23 protein-coding genes and 1 pseudogene are annotated in these 18,748 nt (G+C 68.6%); 17 read left to right on the forward strand and 7 right to left on the reverse strand.

Annotated features, from left to right (window positions below):
- Window positions 1–12 precede the first annotated feature (12 nt).
- From ACJX2R_RS01565 to ACJX2R_RS01605, 9 genes and pseudogenes are all read left to right on the forward strand, one after another.
- Window positions 13–384, forward strand: coding sequence for a hypothetical protein (locus ACJX2R_RS01565; RefSeq protein WP_413105747.1), 372 nt, complete (start codon window positions 13–15; stop codon window positions 382–384).
- A gap of 10 nt (window positions 385–394) precedes the next feature.
- Window positions 395–712 (forward strand): oligopeptide/dipeptide ABC transporter ATP-binding protein, encoded by a 318-nt coding sequence (locus ACJX2R_RS01570; protein WP_413098378.1) that lies wholly within the window; start codon window positions 395–397, stop codon window positions 710–712.
- 141 nt (window positions 713–853) lie between these two features.
- A complete protein-coding gene (locus ACJX2R_RS01575) occupies window positions 854–1,249 on the forward strand; it encodes an FAD-dependent oxidoreductase (protein WP_413098379.1) in 396 nt (131 codons plus the stop codon).
- Window positions 1,246–1,458 carry an FAD-dependent oxidoreductase gene (locus ACJX2R_RS01580; protein ID WP_413098380.1) on the forward strand — a complete coding sequence of 71 codons (213 nt, stop codon included), beginning with the start codon at window positions 1,246–1,248 and terminating at the stop codon, window positions 1,456–1,458. The genes ACJX2R_RS01575 and ACJX2R_RS01580 overlap by 4 nt, the downstream gene beginning before the upstream one ends.
- A 106-nt stretch (window positions 1,459–1,564) precedes the next feature.
- Complete coding sequence (locus ACJX2R_RS01585; RefSeq protein WP_413098381.1) at window positions 1,565–2,056, forward strand: flavin monoamine oxidase family protein; 492 nt, start codon at window positions 1,565–1,567, stop codon at window positions 2,054–2,056.
- Window positions 2,050–2,184 (forward strand): annotated as a pseudogene (locus ACJX2R_RS01590) (hypothetical protein); the annotation flags it as partial. The gene ACJX2R_RS01585 and the pseudogene ACJX2R_RS01590, both read left to right, overlap by 7 nt.
- Before the next feature lie 397 nt (window positions 2,185–2,581).
- Window positions 2,582–3,082, forward strand: coding sequence for a hypothetical protein (locus ACJX2R_RS01595; RefSeq protein WP_413098382.1), 501 nt, complete (start codon window positions 2,582–2,584; stop codon window positions 3,080–3,082).
- A gap of 584 nt (window positions 3,083–3,666) precedes the next feature.
- Window positions 3,667–4,605, forward strand: coding sequence for a S1 family peptidase (locus ACJX2R_RS01600; protein ID WP_413098383.1), 939 nt, complete (start codon window positions 3,667–3,669; stop codon window positions 4,603–4,605).
- Between the two features lie 452 nt (window positions 4,606–5,057).
- Complete coding sequence (locus tag ACJX2R_RS01605) at window positions 5,058–6,071, forward strand: DUF6236 family protein (protein WP_413098384.1); 1,014 nt, start codon at window positions 5,058–5,060, stop codon at window positions 6,069–6,071.
- Between the two features lie 191 nt (window positions 6,072–6,262).
- Here ACJX2R_RS01605 and ACJX2R_RS01610 read toward each other — a convergent pair whose 3' ends face one another.
- A complete protein-coding gene (locus ACJX2R_RS01610) occupies window positions 6,263–7,474 on the reverse strand; it encodes an epoxide hydrolase family protein (RefSeq protein WP_413098385.1) in 1,212 nt (403 codons plus the stop codon).
- A gap of 338 nt (window positions 7,475–7,812) precedes the next feature.
- Between ACJX2R_RS01610 and ACJX2R_RS01615 the strand changes: the two genes are divergently transcribed.
- Window positions 7,813–8,112 (forward strand): hypothetical protein, encoded by a 300-nt coding sequence (locus ACJX2R_RS01615; protein ID WP_413098386.1) that lies wholly within the window; start codon window positions 7,813–7,815, stop codon window positions 8,110–8,112.
- 20 nt (window positions 8,113–8,132) lie between these two features.
- Here ACJX2R_RS01615 and ACJX2R_RS01620 read toward each other — a convergent pair whose 3' ends face one another.
- From ACJX2R_RS01620 to ACJX2R_RS01635, 4 genes are read right to left on the reverse strand one after another with little or no spacing between them, the layout of a single operon-like run.
- A complete protein-coding gene (locus ACJX2R_RS01620) occupies window positions 8,133–9,011 on the reverse strand; it encodes a metal ABC transporter permease (protein WP_413098387.1) in 879 nt (292 codons plus the stop codon).
- Complete coding sequence (locus tag ACJX2R_RS01625; protein WP_413098388.1) at window positions 9,008–9,922, reverse strand: metal ABC transporter permease; 915 nt, start codon at window positions 9,920–9,922, stop codon at window positions 9,008–9,010. Before ACJX2R_RS01625 ends, ACJX2R_RS01620 begins: the two co-directional genes overlap by 4 nt.
- On the reverse strand, window positions 9,909–10,811 hold the full coding sequence (locus ACJX2R_RS01630; protein ID WP_413105748.1) for a metal ABC transporter ATP-binding protein: 903 nt from the start codon (window positions 10,809–10,811) through the stop codon (window positions 9,909–9,911). The genes ACJX2R_RS01625 and ACJX2R_RS01630 overlap by 14 nt, the downstream gene beginning before the upstream one ends.
- Window positions 10,812–10,825: 14 nt before the next feature.
- Complete coding sequence (locus tag ACJX2R_RS01635) at window positions 10,826–11,794, reverse strand: metal ABC transporter solute-binding protein, Zn/Mn family (protein ID WP_413098389.1); 969 nt, start codon at window positions 11,792–11,794, stop codon at window positions 10,826–10,828.
- A 247-nt stretch (window positions 11,795–12,041) separates the two neighbouring features.
- On the opposite strand from ACJX2R_RS01635, the gene ACJX2R_RS01640 reads away from it, so the two are divergent.
- Window positions 12,042–13,025, forward strand: a complete 984-nt coding sequence (locus tag ACJX2R_RS01640; protein WP_413098390.1) for an ATP-binding protein — start codon at window positions 12,042–12,044, stop codon at window positions 13,023–13,025.
- 50 nt (window positions 13,026–13,075) lie between these two features.
- Complete coding sequence (locus ACJX2R_RS01645; RefSeq protein WP_413098391.1) at window positions 13,076–13,468, forward strand: SCO5389 family protein; 393 nt, start codon at window positions 13,076–13,078, stop codon at window positions 13,466–13,468.
- Between the two features lie 61 nt (window positions 13,469–13,529).
- On the opposite strand, the gene ACJX2R_RS01650 is transcribed toward ACJX2R_RS01645, so the two are convergent.
- Together ACJX2R_RS01650 and ACJX2R_RS01655 are read right to left on the reverse strand one after the other, a co-directional pair.
- Window positions 13,530–14,333, reverse strand: coding sequence for a TIGR03943 family putative permease subunit (locus ACJX2R_RS01650; RefSeq protein ID WP_413098392.1), 804 nt, complete (start codon window positions 14,331–14,333; stop codon window positions 13,530–13,532).
- Window positions 14,330–15,400 carry a permease gene (locus ACJX2R_RS01655; protein ID WP_413098393.1) on the reverse strand — a complete coding sequence of 357 codons (1,071 nt, stop codon included), beginning with the start codon at window positions 15,398–15,400 and terminating at the stop codon, window positions 14,330–14,332. The genes ACJX2R_RS01650 and ACJX2R_RS01655 overlap by 4 nt, the downstream gene beginning before the upstream one ends.
- Before the next feature lie 182 nt (window positions 15,401–15,582).
- Between ACJX2R_RS01655 and ACJX2R_RS01660 the strand changes: the two genes are divergently transcribed.
- Genes ACJX2R_RS01660 through ACJX2R_RS01680 form a run of 5 tightly spaced genes read left to right on the forward strand, consistent with a single transcriptional unit; the run spans window position 15,583 to window position 18,746 of the window.
- Entirely contained in the window at window positions 15,583–16,041 is a 459-nt protein-coding gene (locus ACJX2R_RS01660; protein WP_413098394.1) for a Fur family transcriptional regulator, read from the forward strand.
- On the forward strand, window positions 15,993–16,265 hold the full coding sequence (locus ACJX2R_RS01665) for a hypothetical protein (protein ID WP_413098395.1): 273 nt from the start codon (window positions 15,993–15,995) through the stop codon (window positions 16,263–16,265). The genes ACJX2R_RS01660 and ACJX2R_RS01665 overlap by 49 nt, the downstream gene beginning before the upstream one ends.
- Window positions 16,262–17,284, forward strand: a complete 1,023-nt coding sequence (locus tag ACJX2R_RS01670; protein ID WP_413098396.1) for a CobW family GTP-binding protein — start codon at window positions 16,262–16,264, stop codon at window positions 17,282–17,284. Before ACJX2R_RS01665 ends, ACJX2R_RS01670 begins: the two co-directional genes overlap by 4 nt.
- On the forward strand, window positions 17,281–18,312 hold the full coding sequence (locus ACJX2R_RS01675) for a WD40 repeat domain-containing protein (RefSeq protein ID WP_413098397.1): 1,032 nt from the start codon (window positions 17,281–17,283) through the stop codon (window positions 18,310–18,312). The genes ACJX2R_RS01670 and ACJX2R_RS01675 overlap by 4 nt, the downstream gene beginning before the upstream one ends.
- Complete coding sequence (locus ACJX2R_RS01680; protein WP_413098398.1) at window positions 18,309–18,746, forward strand: (2Fe-2S) ferredoxin domain-containing protein; 438 nt, start codon at window positions 18,309–18,311, stop codon at window positions 18,744–18,746. Before ACJX2R_RS01675 ends, ACJX2R_RS01680 begins: the two co-directional genes overlap by 4 nt.
- Window positions 18,747–18,748: the final 2 nt, after the last annotated feature.

Below are 18,748 nucleotides of genomic sequence, written 5' to 3' on the forward strand. Positions count from 1 at the left end.
CAGGCCCTCGGTCTGGTCGGTGAGTCGGGCTCGGACAAGTCCCTCACTTCCCGCGCCATCATCCGACTCCTGCCTGAGGGCGCCCGAACCCACGGCACCATCACGTTCGACGGCCAGAACATTCAGCACCTGTACGGGGAATCAGCGACGTACTACCTGTCCCACGAGACGGCGATGATCTTCCAGAACCCACGTGCGCACATCAACCCCGTCCGCACGGTGGTGACTTCCTCACCGAGCCCCTTACCTGCCACTTCGGTCTCAACCGTCGGCAGGCCGAAGAACTCGTCGTATCGCTGCTCGCCGAGACCGGCATCACCGACGGACCGCGCCGTCTGCGCCACCACCCGCACCAACTCTCCGGCGGCCTGCTACAGCGCATGATGTCGCCGTCATGTACGCCGGTTCCATCGTCGAAGAACGCGCCGCCTCAGCCCTGCACAGCGACCGCCGCCACCCCTACACCGCCGCCCTCCTCGCCGCCAGGCCCGGCCTGGGCGCACCTGGAGAACGTCTGCCCGCCATCCCTGGACGGCGTGCCGCCGCATACGAAGCCGGCAACGGATGCCCCTTCGCCGCCCGCTGTGCGTTCACCCAGGACCGCTGTCGCACCGAACGCCCCACCCTGCGCCCCCGTGGCGACGGCATGGTCGCCTGCCACCGTGCCGATGATCTCAACGGAGACCTCGACCGCCCCAAGGACGACGCGTGACCACAGACCACATCCCGCTGCTGGAGGTCACCGGCCTCACCAAGCACTACAACGGCCGTCACGGCGACATCACCGCCTGCCAGGACATCACCTTCCAGGTGACCCAAGGCAGCTCAGCACCAGTCCCTGGCTGCCAAGGCGGTGTTCCTCTACGGTCACGACTTCTGGGCCGCACGCGGCCAGAACCGCTCGGCCTTCCACAAGAGCGGGCTGCTCACCGGGGTTTGGCCACAGGCTCCCGGAGTCCTGCCCTCGCTGGTCCCGCCCGACCGGCTCGGCTCGCTGCTCGCCGTCCCCGAAGCCGTTCACCTGCGCTTGTGGGGAACCGACCCGTGGGCGCAGGGGTATATCTCCGCCTGGCGCCCGGGTGACCTGACCGCCGTCGGTCCGCTGCACGCCACCCACGAGCCCCCGTTCTATGTCTGCGACTCGGACCACTGGGTCGCCGGATACGTGGAGGGCGCCGTGCGCACCGGGAGCGCCGCCGCGGCGGCTGCGCTCGCCGACACCGCGAAGACGAACAGGAGCCACACATGAGCAAGCACGATGTGGTGGTGGTCGGCGCCGGGGTGACCGGGTTGACCATCGCGTGGCGGTTGGACCAGGCCGACCGGGACGTGGTCGTGCTGGAGGGCCGCGGCCGGGTCGGTGGACGGCTGCGTACCGATCGACATGGCGATACAGAGTTCGAGATCGGCGGCCAGTGGGTCTCCCCCGATCAGGAGCAGGGGCGGTGCTGTCCCTGATCGACGCGCTCGGGCTGACGACGTTCCCGCGCTACCGCGAGGGGCGGACGGTGTATCTGAGCCGCTCCGGTGATCGGCGGTGCTTTTCCGGGGCGCGCGACTCCCGGTGGCCGCCGCGACGGCCGAGGCGCCGACGTACAGCGTCTCGGCGTTGCAGGTCGTGCACATGGCGGCCAGCGTGGGTTCGTTCACCCGGCTCACCGACGCGGATTTCGTGCTCGACCGGCGTGTGGCGGGCGGACTGCATTCGGTGGCGACCAGGCTCGCGGAACGCCTAGGGAACCGGGTCCGGTTGAACTGCGACGTCACAGCCGTTCGGTGGTACGACGAGGGCGCCGCCATCGAAGCGGCGGGCCGGCGATTCGAAGCACGGCAGGTCGTCCTGGCGATACCGCCGACCTTGGTGCAGCGGCTCCGCTTCGCTCCCGCCTTGCCCGCAGAGCATCGGCAGGCCCGGCAGCATCTCTCATTCGGCCAGGTCACGAAGGTGCAAGCGCTCTACCAACGGCCGTTCTGGCGGGCCGACGGTCTGTCCGGCACGGGATTTCGGCCCTACGAATTCGTGCACGAGGTGAGCGGGCCCGAACGGCGGTGCTGAGGTCGTTCGCTTCGTACTTCGGCCAGGAGGCGCTGAACCCGATCGACTACCTCGCGAGCGGCTGGCAGCACGAGGAACTCACCGGCGGCGCATACGGCACCAGCTTCGACGTCGGTGGCATGACCCGTTACCGCGACCTTTTGCGCCGACCCGTCGGCCCGCTGCACTTCGGCAGCTCCGATGTCGCAGACCGCAAGCGCGCGGAGGGCAAACGGCATACCCAGGCCGTGGTCGCTCTCGCCCGCCGACGCGTCAACGTCCTGGGGGCCCTGATCCGTGACCAACGGCGCTACCAAGTGACTGGCTGGTCGCCGGGGCTCCTCGCCTCCCGCATCGCGGCACGCAGGGCTGCGTGGGCCTGGTCCGCAGTGGGGCATCGATAGTGACTCGCATTCGCCTTTCCTCGAAGCATCCGATGCGTGAGGATTATCCGCCAGATCCCGACTCCATCGTTCACCTGCCTGACCCGGATCGGCGGCGGTCCTCGCCCCGGTCCGGATACTCTCCCGATTCTTTGGAGGACACATGACCCGAAGACGCGCCTTACTCGGCGCGGTCAGCCTGGTAGTGGCCGCCCTGCTCGGACTCGTCGCGTCCCCCGCGGCGCACGCCACCGGAGCAGCATCCGCCACACGAGGCTCGTCCGCACAGATCCAGGGCGAACATCCGGAACTCAATGGCTACCGCATCAAGACGGTGAGCAGCGCCGCCGTCTACCTGGTCCTCGACGGCAAGCGCCGTGGGATCCCCAATGAGACCACGTACTTCAATCTGTTCCGCAGCTGGGACGGAATTCAGAACGTGATCGACATCGACAGCATCGACGACGGCGGCAACCTGTCGGACGGCGCCATGTTGGCCAAGTCCCCCTCCTCCGCCACCGTTTACCTTGTGAGCAACGGCGTCAAGCGCGGGATCACCAGCGCGGCGGTGTTCGACAAGTACGCCTTCGACTGGGACAAGATCGTCACCGTGAGCGCGGTCGTGCTGGACGCCGTCCCCAACGGCCCCGTCATCTCCTCCTGACGCAGCTCGGGGGCCGCTCATGCCGTAAGGCCTGGCAACTGGGTACTGCGGCCATGGCAACCGGGACGGTGCCATCGCACAGGCTCCCCGCTCCATCGCCGCCAACGGCACCCCGACGTGCAAGACGGACTGCTCCCCCGTCACCTCGCTCCCCGCGTGTCCGGTCCGGGCAGTCGGTGGAACGCCAGGGCACCGGTCGCCCGATGGCAGTCTGAGCGGCGCCAGCCGGATAGTCCCGACCCGCCCGGAGGCGAACCGGGGCTATCCGGCACGCTCGTCCCCCTGGACGTTCCAGAAAAACGGGCGCTTCGGCTGAGGACCTGTCCGTCCCAGCCGACCACACCACGGCGAACAAGTCTTTCTCCTGCTCCCCGCCGGACAGCGAGGAACCCTGCACCCACCTGGGAAGGCGCAGGGCTCCTGGGAACGCCAAAACGGCCGCGAAGCCGCTCGACGTGGCGTGCACCGACCCACCGATACCGGGATACCGGGGGCGCAAGGTGAGCGCCGCGGCGCACCTGGTAAGGCACCGGTGGTTCACCGTGACAACGGGCCTCCTCTCATCCCGCACCTGGAGGAACATCGTGAGGATCAAGCACGCACCCCGCAGACGCAGCCCGGCCAGCCGCGCCGACAGCGCGGTCGTCGGACGGCTTCGGACACTGGCATTGATATCGGGGCTGGCCGCCGCGATCACGCTGACCGCCCCCGGAACCGCCGCCGCGGACCAGGACCGGCCCCCCAGCGCCGCGGACCTCAAAGCGGCAAGCGACGCCGTCCTCGCCGCGGACGTCGGCGGCACAGCGTGGACCCTCGACACCAAGAGCGCATCCGTCGTCGTCCAGGCTGACAGCACCGTCTCCAACACCCAGCTCACCAACATCAAGAAGCTCGCGGGTCCGAACGCCGGCGCGCTGCGCTTCGAGCGCACACCGCGCAAGCTCACCAGACTGCTCTCCGGCGGAGATCCCATCTACGCATCCGCGGGCTGGCGCTGCTCGGCCGGCTTCAACGCACACATCGGCACCGCGTACTACATCCTGACCGCCGGGCACTGCACCGAGGGCTACCCGACCTGGCGCACCGGCCTCGGCCTGTCCATCGGCCCGACGGCCTACTCCAGCTTCCCGGTCAACGACTACGGCTACATCTCCTACACGAACCCGTTGTTGCCGCACCCCAGCAACGTGAATCTGTACAACGGCACCTACCGCACCATCACCGGTGCCGCCAATGCCAGCATCGGCATGCTCGTCCAGCGCAGCGGCAGCACCACCGGATTGCACAGCGGCACCGTCACCGGACTCAACTACACCGTCAACTACGGCAACGGTGACATCGTCTACCAGATGATCCGGACCAATGTGTGCGCCGAGCCCGGCGACAGCGGCGGTCCGCTCTTCTCGGGCAACACCGCCATCGGCCTCACCTCCGGCGGCTCCGGCGACTGCGACTTCGGCGGCGTCACCTACTTCCAGCCGGTCACCGAGGCCCTCAACAACCACGGAGCAAGCCTTCCATGACACTCATCCGCGCCGCAGACGGCTCCGCGCCCGGCGGTACAGGACGCGGAGCTCCCCCTCAGTGATATCCCACCCCGCACACCGTCGGCCGCTGCCAAGCCCAACCCGTACATGAGGCAATCGCCCCCCACCGGGCCACCCGCCGGCCATATCCGATACCGCCAAGGCCGTCGTGCTGAGAGGGCTGCCGGGAGGGGCAATCACGGTGAACCGGGCCAGTTCTGCCAGTGGCAGCTGGCGGCGGTGCCCCAGTGACGGGAGTCCAGCGCGTGCCAGGAAGCTCGGGCGGGTAGGGGGACGCGCCATGACCCGTTCCTCGCATGGAATCGGCCCTCGATCAGACCCTGAGCGCCAGTGCCGGGCCAGCATGTGCCGTCCTGCATCCTCTATTGTGTGATCGGCTGTCATTTCCACAGCTGAGGCCGTTACGAGCGAGGAATTATATGGTAGGCATGCTCTATTACCCCTCAGTTAACGTGCCACAGCGAGTGTTACGCCAGGCCGCACTCTACTGGGACCACGTCTCAACTGTCGTTCCCGAAAATACGGAACGCCATTTCGACCCGGCGATGCGCATGGTCAGGGATGCCGGTCTCTATCAGCCGATACAACTGAGAGCATTGCGGCACATCCAGGAGGAAATGCTCCACGAATTGCGAGGCGTCTCGGGGCAACTGCGCAACCTGAGACAGTCGCTCCCGGAGGACGGGCCGGAGGCCTGTCGACTATACGTAGAAAAGTTCTCGTCCGACGTGATGGGCCAATTGGTGCAGCGAGGGTTGGTTGTTCGCGAAAACACCTCTGTCGACCCCCGCACGGGAATTATCATCAGCGGAAGCGTTCTCGTGCCGGCGCAAACGGAGCTCTGCATGCTCAGCATCGTGGCCCGCAAGATCGCTGCTCAGCGGAATGGTCAGGAAGGGTGCACCGCAACCAACTCGTTGATCCCTTACACCGATCACACTCTGGCTCATCAACTGTCCTGCACCATCCGGAGATACGAAGCTCGGGAGAGTCCATGCTGGGAGATCGAGGCAGGAGCGCTGTTCCCCACGCCGCGAGATGACGTTCCACTATCGGAAATCATCGCCTTCCGGGAACGGCACGAAGACGAACGTCGTCGGCTGATGTGGGCCATCCATCTACTCGCTCACGAATTGCAACGCAACTACGATCACCCACAGGACGTGTTCCGAGTAATTCGCAGAGAATTGGAGGAGGCCCTGGACGATCTGATGGCCGCCGGCCGCGCGGAGCGTATCAGCTGGATCAAACGTTCCGTGTCACTGGCCATAGCCCTTGGCGCAGGATTTACCGGAAGCCAAATCCTGCCACAGGGAGGCTGGCTGCTTGGAGTCGTAGGGGGATATGCGCTCAATGTCGCAACCACAGGGATCCAGCCGCGCGGCGACAATGGCGGGGACGACTTCAGTTACCTGCACCGGGCGCACTCCCTCACGCAGTGAGAGGGCGCGGCGTCCTCGACGCCCCTCGCGTGCGCCGGACGGCCACATTTTCGATATCGGCGAGTACGGCGAGTCAGCCCCAGAGAGTTCATACCCTCGAACTGGAACCCATCCGTATCCGGAGAATATCCACCCCGAGGTGTTCGGCGACGTATGAGCGCACCGGCGGATGTCAAATGCTGTGGATCGGTTCAGGTGGCTGTTCGGCTCGGCCCGACGTGACGCGTAGGCTTCCAGCGCAGGTTCCGGAGGAAGATCTGGAGGTCTGTGAGGAGGAGGTCGGGCACCTCCAGACCGGGGAAGTGACCGCCGCGGGGGAACTCTGTCCAGTGGACGATGTTGTCGGTCCTTTCGGCAAGGTGCCGTACGGGCACGGAGGTGTCGGCTGGGAAGGAGGCCAGGCCGGTGGGGGTGAAGGAGGGCACGGTGGCGCCGGCGAAGCCCGTGCCCGCGTGGGCGGTCTCGTAGTAGAGCCGGGCGGAGGACGTGGCAGTGCCGGTGAGCCAGTAGAGCATGACATTGGTCAGCAGGGTGTCGCGGCCGATGGCTTCCTCTGGTGACTCACGGCAGTCGGAGAAGGCTTTGAACTTCTCGATGATCCAGGCAAGCTGGCCGACCGGGGAGTCGGTGAGGGCAAACCCGAGGGTTTGCGGGCGCGTGGACTGGAGTATGCCATAGCCCATCTCCTCACGCTGGTTGTGGGTGCGGCGGGCGGCCGAGGCACGCATGCGGTCGATCTCCGCTTCGGTGAGGCCGGCCGCCTCCTGCTCTGTCGGCTCGGCGGTGGCCATGGCGGACAGGAGCATGGTCACATGGACCCCGGCCACCTGATCGGGGTGGAGGCGGCCCCACTCTCGGGCGATGATCGCGCCCCAGTCGCTGCCGTGGAGAGCGTACTGGTCGTATCCGAGGCGGCGCATCAACTCGGCACCGGCATGAGCGATGCGCACGATGTCCCATCCCGGGGCATGGGTCGGCCCGGAGAATCCGAAGCCAGGCAGGGACAGGACGACGACGTCGATGCCGTCGGCGATGAGCGGGTCGACGAAAGTGGTGTGCTCGAGGATCGAGCCGGGCCATCCGTGCATGAGGACCACAGGCAGCATGTCCGGCCTGGGGGAACGGGCATGGATGAAGTGGAGGTTCGCGCCGTCGATCTCGGTGGTGAACTGCGGCAGCTCGTTCAGTTCGGCCTCGTGAGCACGCCAGTCGTAGGAGTGGCGCCAGAAGGCGGCGAGGTCCTTGAGGTAGGCAGGGGGCACGCCCTGGCTCCAGCCGATGCCGGGCAACTCGTCGTCCGGCCAGCGGGTCCGGTCGAGCCGGTCATGCAGGTCGTCCAGGGCTACCGACGGGATGTCGATGCGGAAAGGGGTGACCTGGTTGGAAGGTTCTTCTGCGCTCATGGGTCCACCGTAAGCGCCATTGCGGACAGCCCGTGGCCGCATGGCGCTGCGTACCATGCGGCTGCTGGACATCACGGCACGCCGCTTGTCAGGCCGCTCTACCTTCGTGAGCGGGTTGGTCCTCCCATTTGGCGGCCACAACGGTCTGTCCCTGTCTCGGCACGTAAAGCTGCTGTGTCAGCGGGATTCGCCAGTTCGGGAGCAGCCACGTTCTCATCGCCATCCGGTAGCGCGGCGCGCCGGGCCGACCCGGTCTCGGTGATCGGAGAATGGCATCGGAAGTGGTCCGGATGGAGAATGCCAGGGAGGACGAGAAGGGGGGAGAAAGAAGGGCCCTCATGACCGCCTCCACGCACACACCCCACACCGACCACGCCCACGAGCACGGCAGTGAGTGCGGCCACGTCGCGGTACCGCATCAGGACCACACCGACTACGTCCACGACGGCCACCTGCACCGCACGCACGACGACCACGTCGACGAGTGCGAAACCGCTGGTCACACCATCCATGAAGGCCACGACCACCAGCACCGGGACGGCTGCGGCCATGTCGCCGTTCCGCATGGCGACCACGTGGACTACGTCCACGACGGCCACCGCCACGCCCAGCACCAGGACCACTGGGACGACCACTGACCACTTCCGCCCCGTGCCGGTCAGAGCCGTGGCCGCCCGGGTAGGTTGCCCCGTACCGTCCGCGATGTCATTGTGCGACCCCGCCGGGGCCGCACGGTGAAGAGCGTCGCGAGGTAGACGGCGGTGGCGACGGCCAGGATGGTGAAGCTGGGTGGCAACCGCGGCGCGGCGTAGCTCAGCCCCAGCCCGGCCCACATCTCGGCCACCGCCAGTCCGGCCGACAAGGCCAGGGCGTGGTACGGGCTGGCGGTCAGCCGGTGGGCGGCTCCGGCGGGGGCGGCGAGCAGGCCGAGCGACAGCAGGGAGCCGACCGCCTGGGTGGCTTCGGCGGCGCAGGCCCCCACCAGAACCAGGAACGCCAGACCCAGCGCCCTTACGGGCACACCGCGCGCCGCGGCCACCGCCTCGTCGACCGAGGCGAACAGCAACGGCCGTGCGAGCAGAGCCACGGACGCGCAGATCGCGGCGGCCGCCAGCGCCGCCACCCTCGCTTGTCCCGCCGACAGGCCGAAGATCGAGCCGAACAACACGCTCACCCCCGCGGTGCCATGGGCGGCGCCGCGGGTGCTGTAAAGGGTGAGGAAGAAGGCGCCCAGGCCCAGGATCCAGGCGAAGGCGCTGCCGATGGCCACATCGTCGGAGCGGCCCCGGCTCCCGAGCGCGCCGATCAGCACGGCGAACACCACGGTCGCCGCGAACAATCCCAGCCTCAGGTCGTAGCCGAGCGCGAGCGCCGCCAGCGCTCCGGTGAACGCCACATGCCCCAGCGCGTCTGCGGTGAACACCTGAGCGCGGAGCACCAGAAAGTACCCCACCAGACCCGCCGCCGCGGCGATCCCCGACCCGGCCAGCAGCGCATGCGTGAAGTACGGATGGTCGAACGCGGTGAACACGCTCACCTCGCACTCCCGGAGAGGCGGGCGGACGCCGGGGCACGCCGGGCGATGACCTGCGCGAGGACGCGTGCGAGCCGGGCGAAAACGTAGGCGCCCAAGGCGAAGGTGGTCACGAAGAACCCGATCGGGTACGGCCGGTAATACGCGGCGATCAGGCCGGTCCAGGTCACGGCCAGCCCCACCAGCACCGAGACGGCCAGTCCCGCGGCGGGCCGGGCGGTGAGTTGCTGGGCGGTGGCGGCGGGCATCACCAACAGGGCGAAGACCAGCAGGGTGCCGGTGATCTGACTGGTCGCCGCGGTTGCCGTACCGAGCAGGACGAGGAATGCCACGGACAGGACACGTACCGGAACCCCGCGTACGGTCGCGACATCGGGATCGACCGAGGCGAACAGCAGCGGCCGTGCGATCACCGCCAGCATGGCCAGCGTCGCCGCCGCCACAGCCGCCAGGACGGTCACCTGAGTGGTGGTGATACCGAGGAAGCTCCCGAACAACAGGGAATTGATCCCGCCGAGGAAGCCCTTGTAGAGCGCGACGAAGAGGAACCCGCAGGCCAGCCCGAACGCCTGGACCGTCCCGGTCAGAGCCGCTTCCTGGCCGCTGCCGCCCTGCCCGGCGCGCGGGATGGCGGCGATGACCAGGGCGGCGCCGACGCAGAAGGCGAAGTAGCCGACGACCGGGGTGATGCCCAGCAGGGTGGCACAGGCCGCGCCCGGGAAGCTGACCTGGGCGAGCGTATGCCCGGCGAAGCTCTGCCGGCGCAGCACCATGTACCAGCCGATGACACCCGCGAGGACGGCGACGACAGTGCCGGCCCGGAAGGCGTTGACCATGAACGGAAACGCCCACATCGCCCGCAGATCGGTCACCGGATTCCACGACCAGACCGGATAGGTGTCAGTCAAGCTCATGGTGGTGACCATGGCCTCCCCCTCCCCCTGTGCCGTGCCCGCCTCCGACGACCACCAGCCGCCCGTCACCCGCGCGCAGCACCTCCACCGGCGCGCCGTAGAGCCGCGAGAGCGTCCGCGTGGTGATGACCTGCTGTGGCGGGCCTGCGGCAGCGCCGCCCTCGGCGAGGTACAGCACCCGGTCCAGCCAGGGAAGGATCGGGTTGACGTCGTGCGCGACCATCACCACACTGACCCCCTCCGCACGGCAGATCCGCCCGAGGAGCGCCGCCACCCCACCCTGATGGGACAGGTCCAGGCTGTCCAACGGCTCGTCCAGCAGCAGCAGTTCGGGCCCGCGGACGAGCGCTTGGGCGATCAGCAGCCGCTGCTGCTGACCCCCGGAACACTCCCCGAGCGGCCGATGGGCGTACGCACTCGCCCCGACAAGTTCGATGACCTCGGCGATACGCTCCCGAGCCGCCCGGCGCCGCGCGCTGAAGCGTAGCGGCAGCGGAACACCCCAGCGGTCGCCGTCCAGGCCCATGCGCACGACATCGATACCGCGGATCCGCAAAGACGGGTCGACGTTGCGGCGCTGCGGCAGATAGCCGATCCGGTGCCCGGCACGGCCGGGAGCTTCGCCCAGCACCCGTACCTCGCCCGCGGCAGTCGGCAGGATCCCGAGAACCACCTTGATCAGGGTGGACTTGCCGACACCGTTCGGTCCGAGGACGGCCGTGAACTCCCCGGCGCCAACCTCCAGATCCACCCCGGACCACAGGGTACGTCCGCCGACCCGTACGGCCGCGCCGCGCAGGGACACGACGCCCTCACCGCCTTCGCGGCGTCCGGTGGTGGTGGCTTGCGGTGGTACGCGGTGCCGCGCCGCCTCCCGTATCCGGGCCATTGTCCCCACCGCCCTTACTTCTTGTCCGTCGCCTCGGCCAGGGCCTTCTGGATGCCCTTCAGCTGACGGACCTGCCAGTCCTGGAACGAGGCACCTGCCGGGGTGAGGGTCTCGGTGACCGTGGCCACCGGGATACCGGCCGCCTTGGCCTCCTTCACCTGGGCCCGCACATCCGGGGTGGAGTTCTGGCTGTTGTAGACGTAGATCTTGATCTTCTTGTTCTTGATCTGCTGGTCGATGGCGGTCTTGTCCTTCGCCGTGGGGTCCGTGCCCTCGCTGATGGCGTCGAGGAACGACTCGGGGGTGGCCATCTTCAGGCCGAGGCCCTGGGCGAGTGGCGTGACGATGGACTCGGAGGCGCCGACGGACGTACCCGCGTAAGTGGACTTGATGCCGGACACCAGCCGGCTGTAGGGGGCCAGGGTGGTGTCCAGATAGGTCTTCTTCCGCGCGTCGTAGAAGGCGGCGTGGTCCGGGTCGATCTTCTTGTAGTCGGCGGTGATCTTCTCGATCACCTTGTGGACGTCGGCCGGGGCGTACCAGCGGTGGGGGTTTCCGCCCGGCCTGACGCCAACCAGGTCACCGATCTTCAGCTCGGTGCGGTCGCCGCCCGGGTTGGCGGAGAGCAGCTTGTCGGCCCACGCGTCGTAGCCGATGCCGTTGACGATCGCGTACCGGGCGGTGGCGACGGCGCGGCCGTCGGCGGCGGTCGGCTCGTAGTCGTGCGGGTCGGCGGCGGGGTTGTCGATGATGCTCTTGACGTGCACGTGGCTACCGCCCAACTGCTGCGCGATGCTGCCCCAGAAATTCTCCGCCGCCACGATCTGGATCACCTTGCCGGACGCCCCCTTGCCTGAGGCGGAGTCATCGGACGTGTCCGAGGAAGCGGTGGAACAGGCACTGGTGCCGACGAGCACAGCGACGACGGCGGCACATCCGGCGAGGGCGCGGGGACGTATGCGGTGGGCTATGGCAGATCTCATGGCAACGGGGCTCCTCAAGGGCGGAACGAACACCAAGAAGGTAGATGAAAATGATTTCCAGAACTACTCTGCCCCCGCCCGAGATGGAAATCATTGCCAGAACTTGACCCCACCCTGCCGCACAAACGGCGACGCTCCGCACCCCATCTCCCCTTGACCGGCGGCAACTTGACAGGGAAGCCGCGATCCGGGAAGTCTTCAAGCCTCGGACATGACATTCATATTCACCTGGAGGTGATGCGCAGCCATGCGCACCGCGTTCGTCGGCAAGGGCGGAAGTGGCAAGACCACGCTGTCCGCTCTCTTCGCCCGGCACCTGGCTCGCTCAGACGCGCCCGTCGTCGCCATCGACGCCGACATCAACCAGCATCTGGGGGTAGCGCTGGGGCTGGAGGAGGAGGCACTGCGCGAGGTCGTCCCGCTCAGCACTCGCCTCGGCGGGATCAAGGAGTATCTGCGCGGCGACAACCCCCGTATCGCCTCCGCCGACGCCATGGTCAAGACCACTCCCCCGGGACGCGGCTCCCGCCTGCTGCGGCCGCTCGGATCCGACCCGGTGCACACCCGCCACGTCCGGGACATCGCGGGAGTCCGGCTGATGACCACCGGCGTGTTCACCGAGGAGGACCTCGGTGTCGCGTGCTACCACTCCAAGCTCGGCGCCGTCGAGCTGTATCTGAACCACCTCGTGGACGGCCCCGGCGAGTACGTCGTGGTCGACATGACCGCCGGCGCGGACTCCTTCGCCTCCGGGCTGTTCACCCGGTTCGACATGACCTTCCTGGTGGCCGAGCCCACGCGCAAGGGGGTGTCCGTCTACCACCAGTACAAGGACCACGCCGCCGAGTTCGGCGTGCCTCTCGCCGTCGTCGGCAACAAGGTGACCGGCGAGGACGACCGGCTCTTCCTCAAGGAGCACGTCGGCGACGACCTGCTGGTCTGCTTCGGCCACTCCGACTGGGTCCGCGCCCGCGAACAGGGCCGCCACACCGGGGAGCTGGAACCCGAGCACCGCCTGGCACTGGAGGAGCTGCGCATCGCGGTGGACGGCCGCACCAAGGACTGGGAGACCTTCCAAAGGCAGGCAGTCGAGTTCCATCTGCGCAACGCCCGCGCCTGGGCCGACCGCGCCACCGGCCAGGACCTGAGCACCCAGGTCGACCCCGACTTCCAGCACGGACCGGCAGCTCTGTCCGAGGCACCCATCGCCGCCCCCACGGCATCGAGCTGAACACCCCCGCCCATCCACATCCGCAACGCAGCCGATAGGACCCGCATCCCATGTCACTGAACGTCGCACCGGAGCTCCTCGCCCAGGCCGAACAGGGCGAGATCCAGGAACGGGACTTCGTCGCCACCGTCCGCGAGTCGCTTCCGTACGCCTACAACCTCATCGCCGGTCTGGCGGACAAGCTCCGCGAAGGTGACGCCGAGTTCACCGACAACCAGACCCCGCCCCCGTCAGAAGCCGAACGCGGACAGCTGCTGCGGGCCCTGGCCAGCAACGCCATCCGCGGCAGTCTGGAGCGCCACTTCGGCATCACCCTGGCCTTCATGAACTGCCACCGGGTGGCCGCGTTCCGACCCGGGACCGAAAGCGGCGCCACATATGCGAAGTTCACCTCAACGCGCTCCCAGATCCTCAACCAGTCACCCGAATTCCGCGACTGCTGAGCCGCACGGCGCACCTGAGCCCCAGGCCGCTGGCCTGGGGCTCAGGTGCGCCACCGCCCCTTCAGCGACCGGCCGGGGTGACCACCACATCGTGGTACGGGTCCTTGGGCGCCGGAACGCGTTCGACGGTGGAGACGTCGAGTGCCGGTCTGGCGTCATCGGTGCCCAGTTTTCCGGTGGGGTGCCAGGAGCCGGTGACCGTCACCCAGGTGTCGGCGGGCGGAGCGGCGGGCCCGTGTACCCGCACCTTGCGCACTTGCGCGTCGGCGGCGCAGCAGCTGATGACCAGGCGGCTGACGTACCAGGCGCCGTGGCGGCCCGGGGTGACGAAACCGGTGAGGCGCACGGTGTGGCCCTTCAGGGTGCGGTCGGTGTCCCAGACAGCCCGGGAGCTGAAGTCGTTCAGCGACATCTCGACAACGCCTTTGTCGGGCAGGTCCGCGAAAAGACTTTCACCGGTGGTGGAAGCGGGAGCCTTGGGGGCCTTGGCATCGTCGCGGGAGGCGGTGTACGAGCCGAGTGCGGGCGGCGCCAGGAAGAGGATGGTCAGGGCCGGTACGTACAGCAGCCAGGCGACCTTCGGGCCGCCCGCGTGGCTGTGCCCGTGGCCGTGGTCCGCGTCGTTGCCCTGGTCCTGATCGTCGTCCTGATCCTGAGCGTCGCTGTCTGTACGGGGGCGGTTGAACGGGAAGCCGTCGCGGGCGGCACTGACTGCGCCGAGTGCGATCAGCAGCACCCCGGAGGCGATGAGCGCGGGCCGCAGCCCCGGGCGCACATAGCGCAGATACAGATCGGTCAGCAGGGAGATGTGCAGCAGACCGACCCCGAGGAAGAGGAGCAGCAGCACCTGGATGTTGCGCTTCACAGCAGCCACCACCCCACCAGCGCGCTGCACGCCACCGCCACCACCCAGGTGGCCGACGAGAAGCGCACCGCGAAGGCGCGCCCGAAGGTGCCGGACTGGAGGGCGATGAGCTTCAGGTCCACCATCGGGCCGACCACCATGAAGGTGAGCCGGGCGGTGGGCGAGAACCCGGTGAGCGAGGCGGCGACGAACGCGTCGGCCTCCGAGCAGACCGCGAGGACCACCGCGAGCAGCCCCAGCATGGGCAGCGAGAGCCACGGGGAGTCGGACAAGAGCCGCAGTACCGAATGCGGCACCGCGACGTTGAACGTGGCGGCGGCCGCCGCGCCGACCACGAGGAAGCCCCCGGCGTGCAGGAAGTCATGCTGGAGCGAGACCCGGAACTCCTCCGCGCGGCTCGCGCCCGGCGTGTGCCCGGCCGCTCCCTTCGGCAGCCGCAGCCACTCCTTTCGGCCCGCCCGGATCCACAGCCAGCCCATGGCCACGGAGGTCAGCAGCGAAGCGATCAGACGGGCGGCCACCATCCAGGGGTTACCGGGGAAAGCCACATACGTCGCGACCAGCACGATCGGATTGATGGCCGGGGCCGACAGCAGGAAGGCCAGCGCCGCCGCCGGGGCCACCCCACGCCGCATCAGACTGCCCGCCACCGGCACCGAAGCACACTCACACCCCGGCAGCACCACCCCGGCAGCACCGGCCACAGGCACGGCGAGCGCCGGATTGCGCGGAAGCACCCGGGTGAACACCCACGCCGGCACGAACGCACTGATCGCGGCCGACACCACCGTGCCCAGCAACAGAAACGGCACACCCTGGATGACGATCGCGGTGAACACCGTCCGCCACGCCGCCACCGCCCGATCGTCGAGCCCGGCGGAGATCTCGGGCCCAAGCGCGAGGGCGAGACCTCCGATCAGCACTACCGGCAGGCCCGCAATCAACGCATGAGAGGTGATGCGTGCCGCGGTGCGCATCCCGCCGGCCGCGTCGGCGGGAGACGTCACCCCACCACCGTCACGGGCTGCGGACGATGACGGCGGCGCGAGGTCGACATCGCTGCCCAACTTGCCTCCTCTCACAGAACCTTCACCAAGCCGACATACGGCGACCCACCTTAGCGGCACTGCGTGTCCGCGACTTCGCGCCCCGATGAAGCATGAGCTATCATTCATGTGGCGATGGATTTCATTTTCAATTACCCTCGGAATCGTACCGCCCCGCCACTTCCCAGTGGAGGTGATCTGCCATGACCAGCCGGAGAACCCGGCAGCGAACCGCCGTCCTGCGCGTCCTCACCGGCTGTCAGGACTTCGTCTCCGCGCAGGAACTGCACGCGCTGCTGACCGCGGCCGACGTTCCGATCGGGCTGACCACGGTCTACCGGGCCCTGCGGGATCTGGAGGCTACGGGTGGCGTCGACGTCGTACGCGACGAGGCGGGAGAACGGCTCTACCGCCCGCGGCCCGCCGACGGACACCGTCACTACCTGATCTGCCGCTGCTGCGGCCGCAGTCGGCCGGTGGACTCCGAGATCGTGGAGCGATGGGCCGACCGGGTCGGAGCGGACACCGGATTCGCCGCGGTGGAGCACACCGTCGAACTCACCGGCATCTGCGGCGAGTGTCAACCCGCCACCGACGAAGGAGAACCGCCGCCATGCCACTGGGAGCCCGCCCGGGGCAGAGCCCGCAGCTGCGCGAGCTGAGGCAGTCCGTACGGCGCCTGCTCGGACTCGACGACGACACCGCCGTCATCATCCGGCAACTCGCCTGCGCCGAACCCGGCTGCCCACCCCTGGAGACGGTCATCGCCGTCTTTCCCATGAACGGCCGAGCCCGCCGGTGGACCCTGCACGCCGCCGTCGCAGAAATCGCCGAGGACGACCTGCTGGCCGCCCTGCTCGCCCATAACCCGAAGGAGTCCGCATGACCACCCCAACGTCCGACGAGCCCCACGACCAGCGCGTCCCCGTCACCGTACTGACCGGCTTCCTCGGCTCCGGCAAGACGACCCTGCTCAACCGCATCCTCACCGAGCGCCACGGACTGCGCATCGCCGTCATCGAGAATGAGTTCGGCGAGGTCGGAGTCGACGACGCCCTCGTCCTCGACTCCGAAGAAGAGATCTTCGAGATGAACAACGGCTGCATCTGCTGCACCGTGCGCGGTGATCTGATCCGCATTCTGGGTGCGCTGATGCGGCGGCGGGAGAAGTTCGATCACATCCTGATCGAAACCACCGGCCTGGCCGACCCCGCTCCCGTCGCCCAGACCTTCTTCATGGACGACGAGATCGCCGCCCAACTGCGGCTGGACGCCATCGTCACCCTGGTCGATGCCGCGCACGTGCTCCAGCATCTGGACGAGGTCAAGCCCGAGGGCGTGGAGAACGAGGCCGTCGAGCAGATCGCCTTCGCCGATCGGATCGTGCTCAACAAGACCGACCTGGTGGACGAGGCGACCATCGCCGAGGTCACCGACCGCATCCGCGCGATCAACAGCGGCGTGCAGATCATCCCCGCCCAGCACGCCGAAATCTACCTCCCCCAGGTGCTGGACGTCGGCGCGTTCGACCTGGAGCGGGTGCTCGCCGAGGATCCGAGCTTCCTCACCGAGACCGAGCATCAGCACGACACCACGGTCACCTCCGTCGGCATCGACCTGACCGGCGAGCTCGACGAGGAAGCCCTCAACCGGTGGCTGGGCACACTGCTGCGGACCAAAGGGGTCGACATCTTCCGCTCCAAGGGCATCCTCGCCCTCACCGGGGCACCCAAGCAGTACGTCTTCCAGGGCGTGCACATGCTGCTCGTCGGCGAGTTCGGCCGGGACTGGCGCGACGGCGAGGAACGCCGCAACCGGCTGGTCTTCATCGGCCGCAACCTCGACCGGGAGGCCCTGGAGCGCGGTTTCGCCGACTGCCTGGCCACCGCCGGAGCCGCCGCATGAGCATCACCGCATCCGACACCGGCCTCGCCACCGCCTGGGACAGCGCCGTCGACGACGCGCCCATCGCACTCAGCGCGTGTCACGACCTGATCGCCGTCGCGGGAGCCGCGGGCACGATCTGGATCCTGGACGCCGCCACCGGGGCGTGCATCGGCACCTTCGAACTGCCCGGCGGGGCCTTGAGCGTGGCCCTGGCCCCGGACGCCCGGCACGCGGCCGCCACCGGGCCCACCGGTTACGCCCTGTGGCGCAGGGAGGACGGCCGTGCGACGGTTCGCGACACCGGCGCCTGGTCCTCCACAGCGGTGTGGGCCGACAACGAGCGGGTGGCGATCGCAGCCGGACGCCGTGCCCTCGTCCTCGCTCCGGACGGCGGCGAACTGTGGGCCACCGAGCCCGCTGCCAGCACCGTCACCGACCTGGCCTGGCTGCGCCAGGGGCGGCGGCTGGCCGTCGCCGCCTACGGGGCCGTGCGGTGCCACGAACGGCACACCCTCAGGCCGGTGATGACCTACCCCTACATCGGCTCGCACCTCGCGCTCGCCGTCGCCCCCACCGGACGGTGGATCTGTAGCGGCAACCAGGACGCCTCCATCCACATCTGGCGTACCCGGGACGCGGGCGAGCTCACCATGTCCGGATACCCGGAGAAGGTCTCCCGCCTCGCCTTTGACGACACCGGTTGCTGGCTAGCGGCCGACGGCGCTCCCGATGTGACCGTCTGGGACTTCTCCGGCAAGGGCCCCGCCGGCACGGCCCCCCGCTCCCTGCGCTGCCACGAGACCATCACCGCGCTGGCCTGGCGTCCCGGCGGGGGCGGCCATCTGGCCAGCGGTGGCGCCGACGGCACGGTCGCGCTGTGGCGCGCCACCGCGGGCCGACCCGAATCCCGGCTCTCCCCTGCCCGCATCCTGGACGGCGATACCACCGTCGCCGCTCTGACCTGGGCCGGGCCCGAGCTGCTGGTCTCCGCGTACCGGGACGGCCGGATACGCGCCCACCGGCTACCTTCCCGGACCACGCTGTGAGCCACGTCAAGGCCACGATCGGGGCCGCCCGCGACCGGACGTGCACCCTGGTCGTCTGCCGGGGCTGCTGCTGCGGCAACCCACGCAAGCAACCCCATGTCGACCATCAGTGGCAACTCGACCAGTTGCGCGCCGCGGCCGCCGAATCCGCCGGCCGCCTCGCCGTCCGCACGACGGACTGCCTCGGCCCCTGCGGTCAAGCCAATGTCATCGTGGTCCAGCCCGCCACAGCCGGGCGTGCGAAGGGCGGCCGGGCGACCTGGATCGGGTGGGCCAACGACGACGACTGCATGGACGACCTCCTCCGCTGGGTGGCCGCCGGCGGTCCGGGCCTGGCCCAGCCGTCGGCCACGCTCGAACTGCACTTCATCCGCCCACCGGGAGAGGTCCGGACGCGGGCACGCGGCCGCGGACGCGGACGTGCGCGCCGATGAGG

This window comes from Streptomyces sp. Inha503 (assembly GCF_047215865.1).
Taxonomy (GTDB): Bacteria; Actinomycetota; Actinomycetes; order Streptomycetales; family Streptomycetaceae; genus Streptomyces; species Streptomyces lycopersici.

Coding starts and splice junctions, on each gene's coding strand:
- ACJX2R_RS01675 (WP_413098397.1), top strand. CDS start 17,281: ATGAGCATCACCGCATCCGACACCGGCCTCGCCACCGCCTGGGACAGC.
- ACJX2R_RS01640 (WP_413098390.1), top strand. CDS start 12,042: ATGCGCACCGCGTTCGTCGGCAAGGGCGGAAGTGGCAAGACCACGCTG.
- ACJX2R_RS01665 (WP_413098395.1), top strand. CDS start 15,993: ATGCCACTGGGAGCCCGCCCGGGGCAGAGCCCGCAGCTGCGCGAGCTG.
- ACJX2R_RS01605 (WP_413098384.1), top strand. CDS start 5,058: ATGCTCTATTACCCCTCAGTTAACGTGCCACAGCGAGTGTTACGCCAG.
- ACJX2R_RS01570 (WP_413098378.1), top strand. CDS start 395: ATGTACGCCGGTTCCATCGTCGAAGAACGCGCCGCCTCAGCCCTGCAC.
- ACJX2R_RS01615 (WP_413098386.1), top strand. CDS start 7,813: ATGACCGCCTCCACGCACACACCCCACACCGACCACGCCCACGAGCAC.
- ACJX2R_RS01670 (WP_413098396.1), top strand. CDS start 16,262: ATGACCACCCCAACGTCCGACGAGCCCCACGACCAGCGCGTCCCCGTC.
- ACJX2R_RS01645 (WP_413098391.1), top strand. CDS start 13,076: ATGTCACTGAACGTCGCACCGGAGCTCCTCGCCCAGGCCGAACAGGGC.
- ACJX2R_RS01635 (WP_413098389.1), bottom strand. CDS start 11,794: ATGAGATCTGCCATAGCCCACCGCATACGTCCCCGCGCCCTCGCCGGA.
- ACJX2R_RS01630 (WP_413105748.1), bottom strand. CDS start 10,811: ATGGCCCGGATACGGGAGGCGGCGCGGCACCGCGTACCACCGCAAGCC.
- ACJX2R_RS01595 (WP_413098382.1), top strand. CDS start 2,582: ATGACCCGAAGACGCGCCTTACTCGGCGCGGTCAGCCTGGTAGTGGCC.
- ACJX2R_RS01580 (WP_413098380.1), top strand. CDS start 1,246: ATGAGCAAGCACGATGTGGTGGTGGTCGGCGCCGGGGTGACCGGGTTG.
- ACJX2R_RS01660 (WP_413098394.1), top strand. CDS start 15,583: ATGACCAGCCGGAGAACCCGGCAGCGAACCGCCGTCCTGCGCGTCCTC.
- ACJX2R_RS01625 (WP_413098388.1), bottom strand. CDS start 9,922: ATGAGCTTGACTGACACCTATCCGGTCTGGTCGTGGAATCCGGTGACC.
- ACJX2R_RS01610 (WP_413098385.1), bottom strand. CDS start 7,474: ATGAGCGCAGAAGAACCTTCCAACCAGGTCACCCCTTTCCGCATCGAC.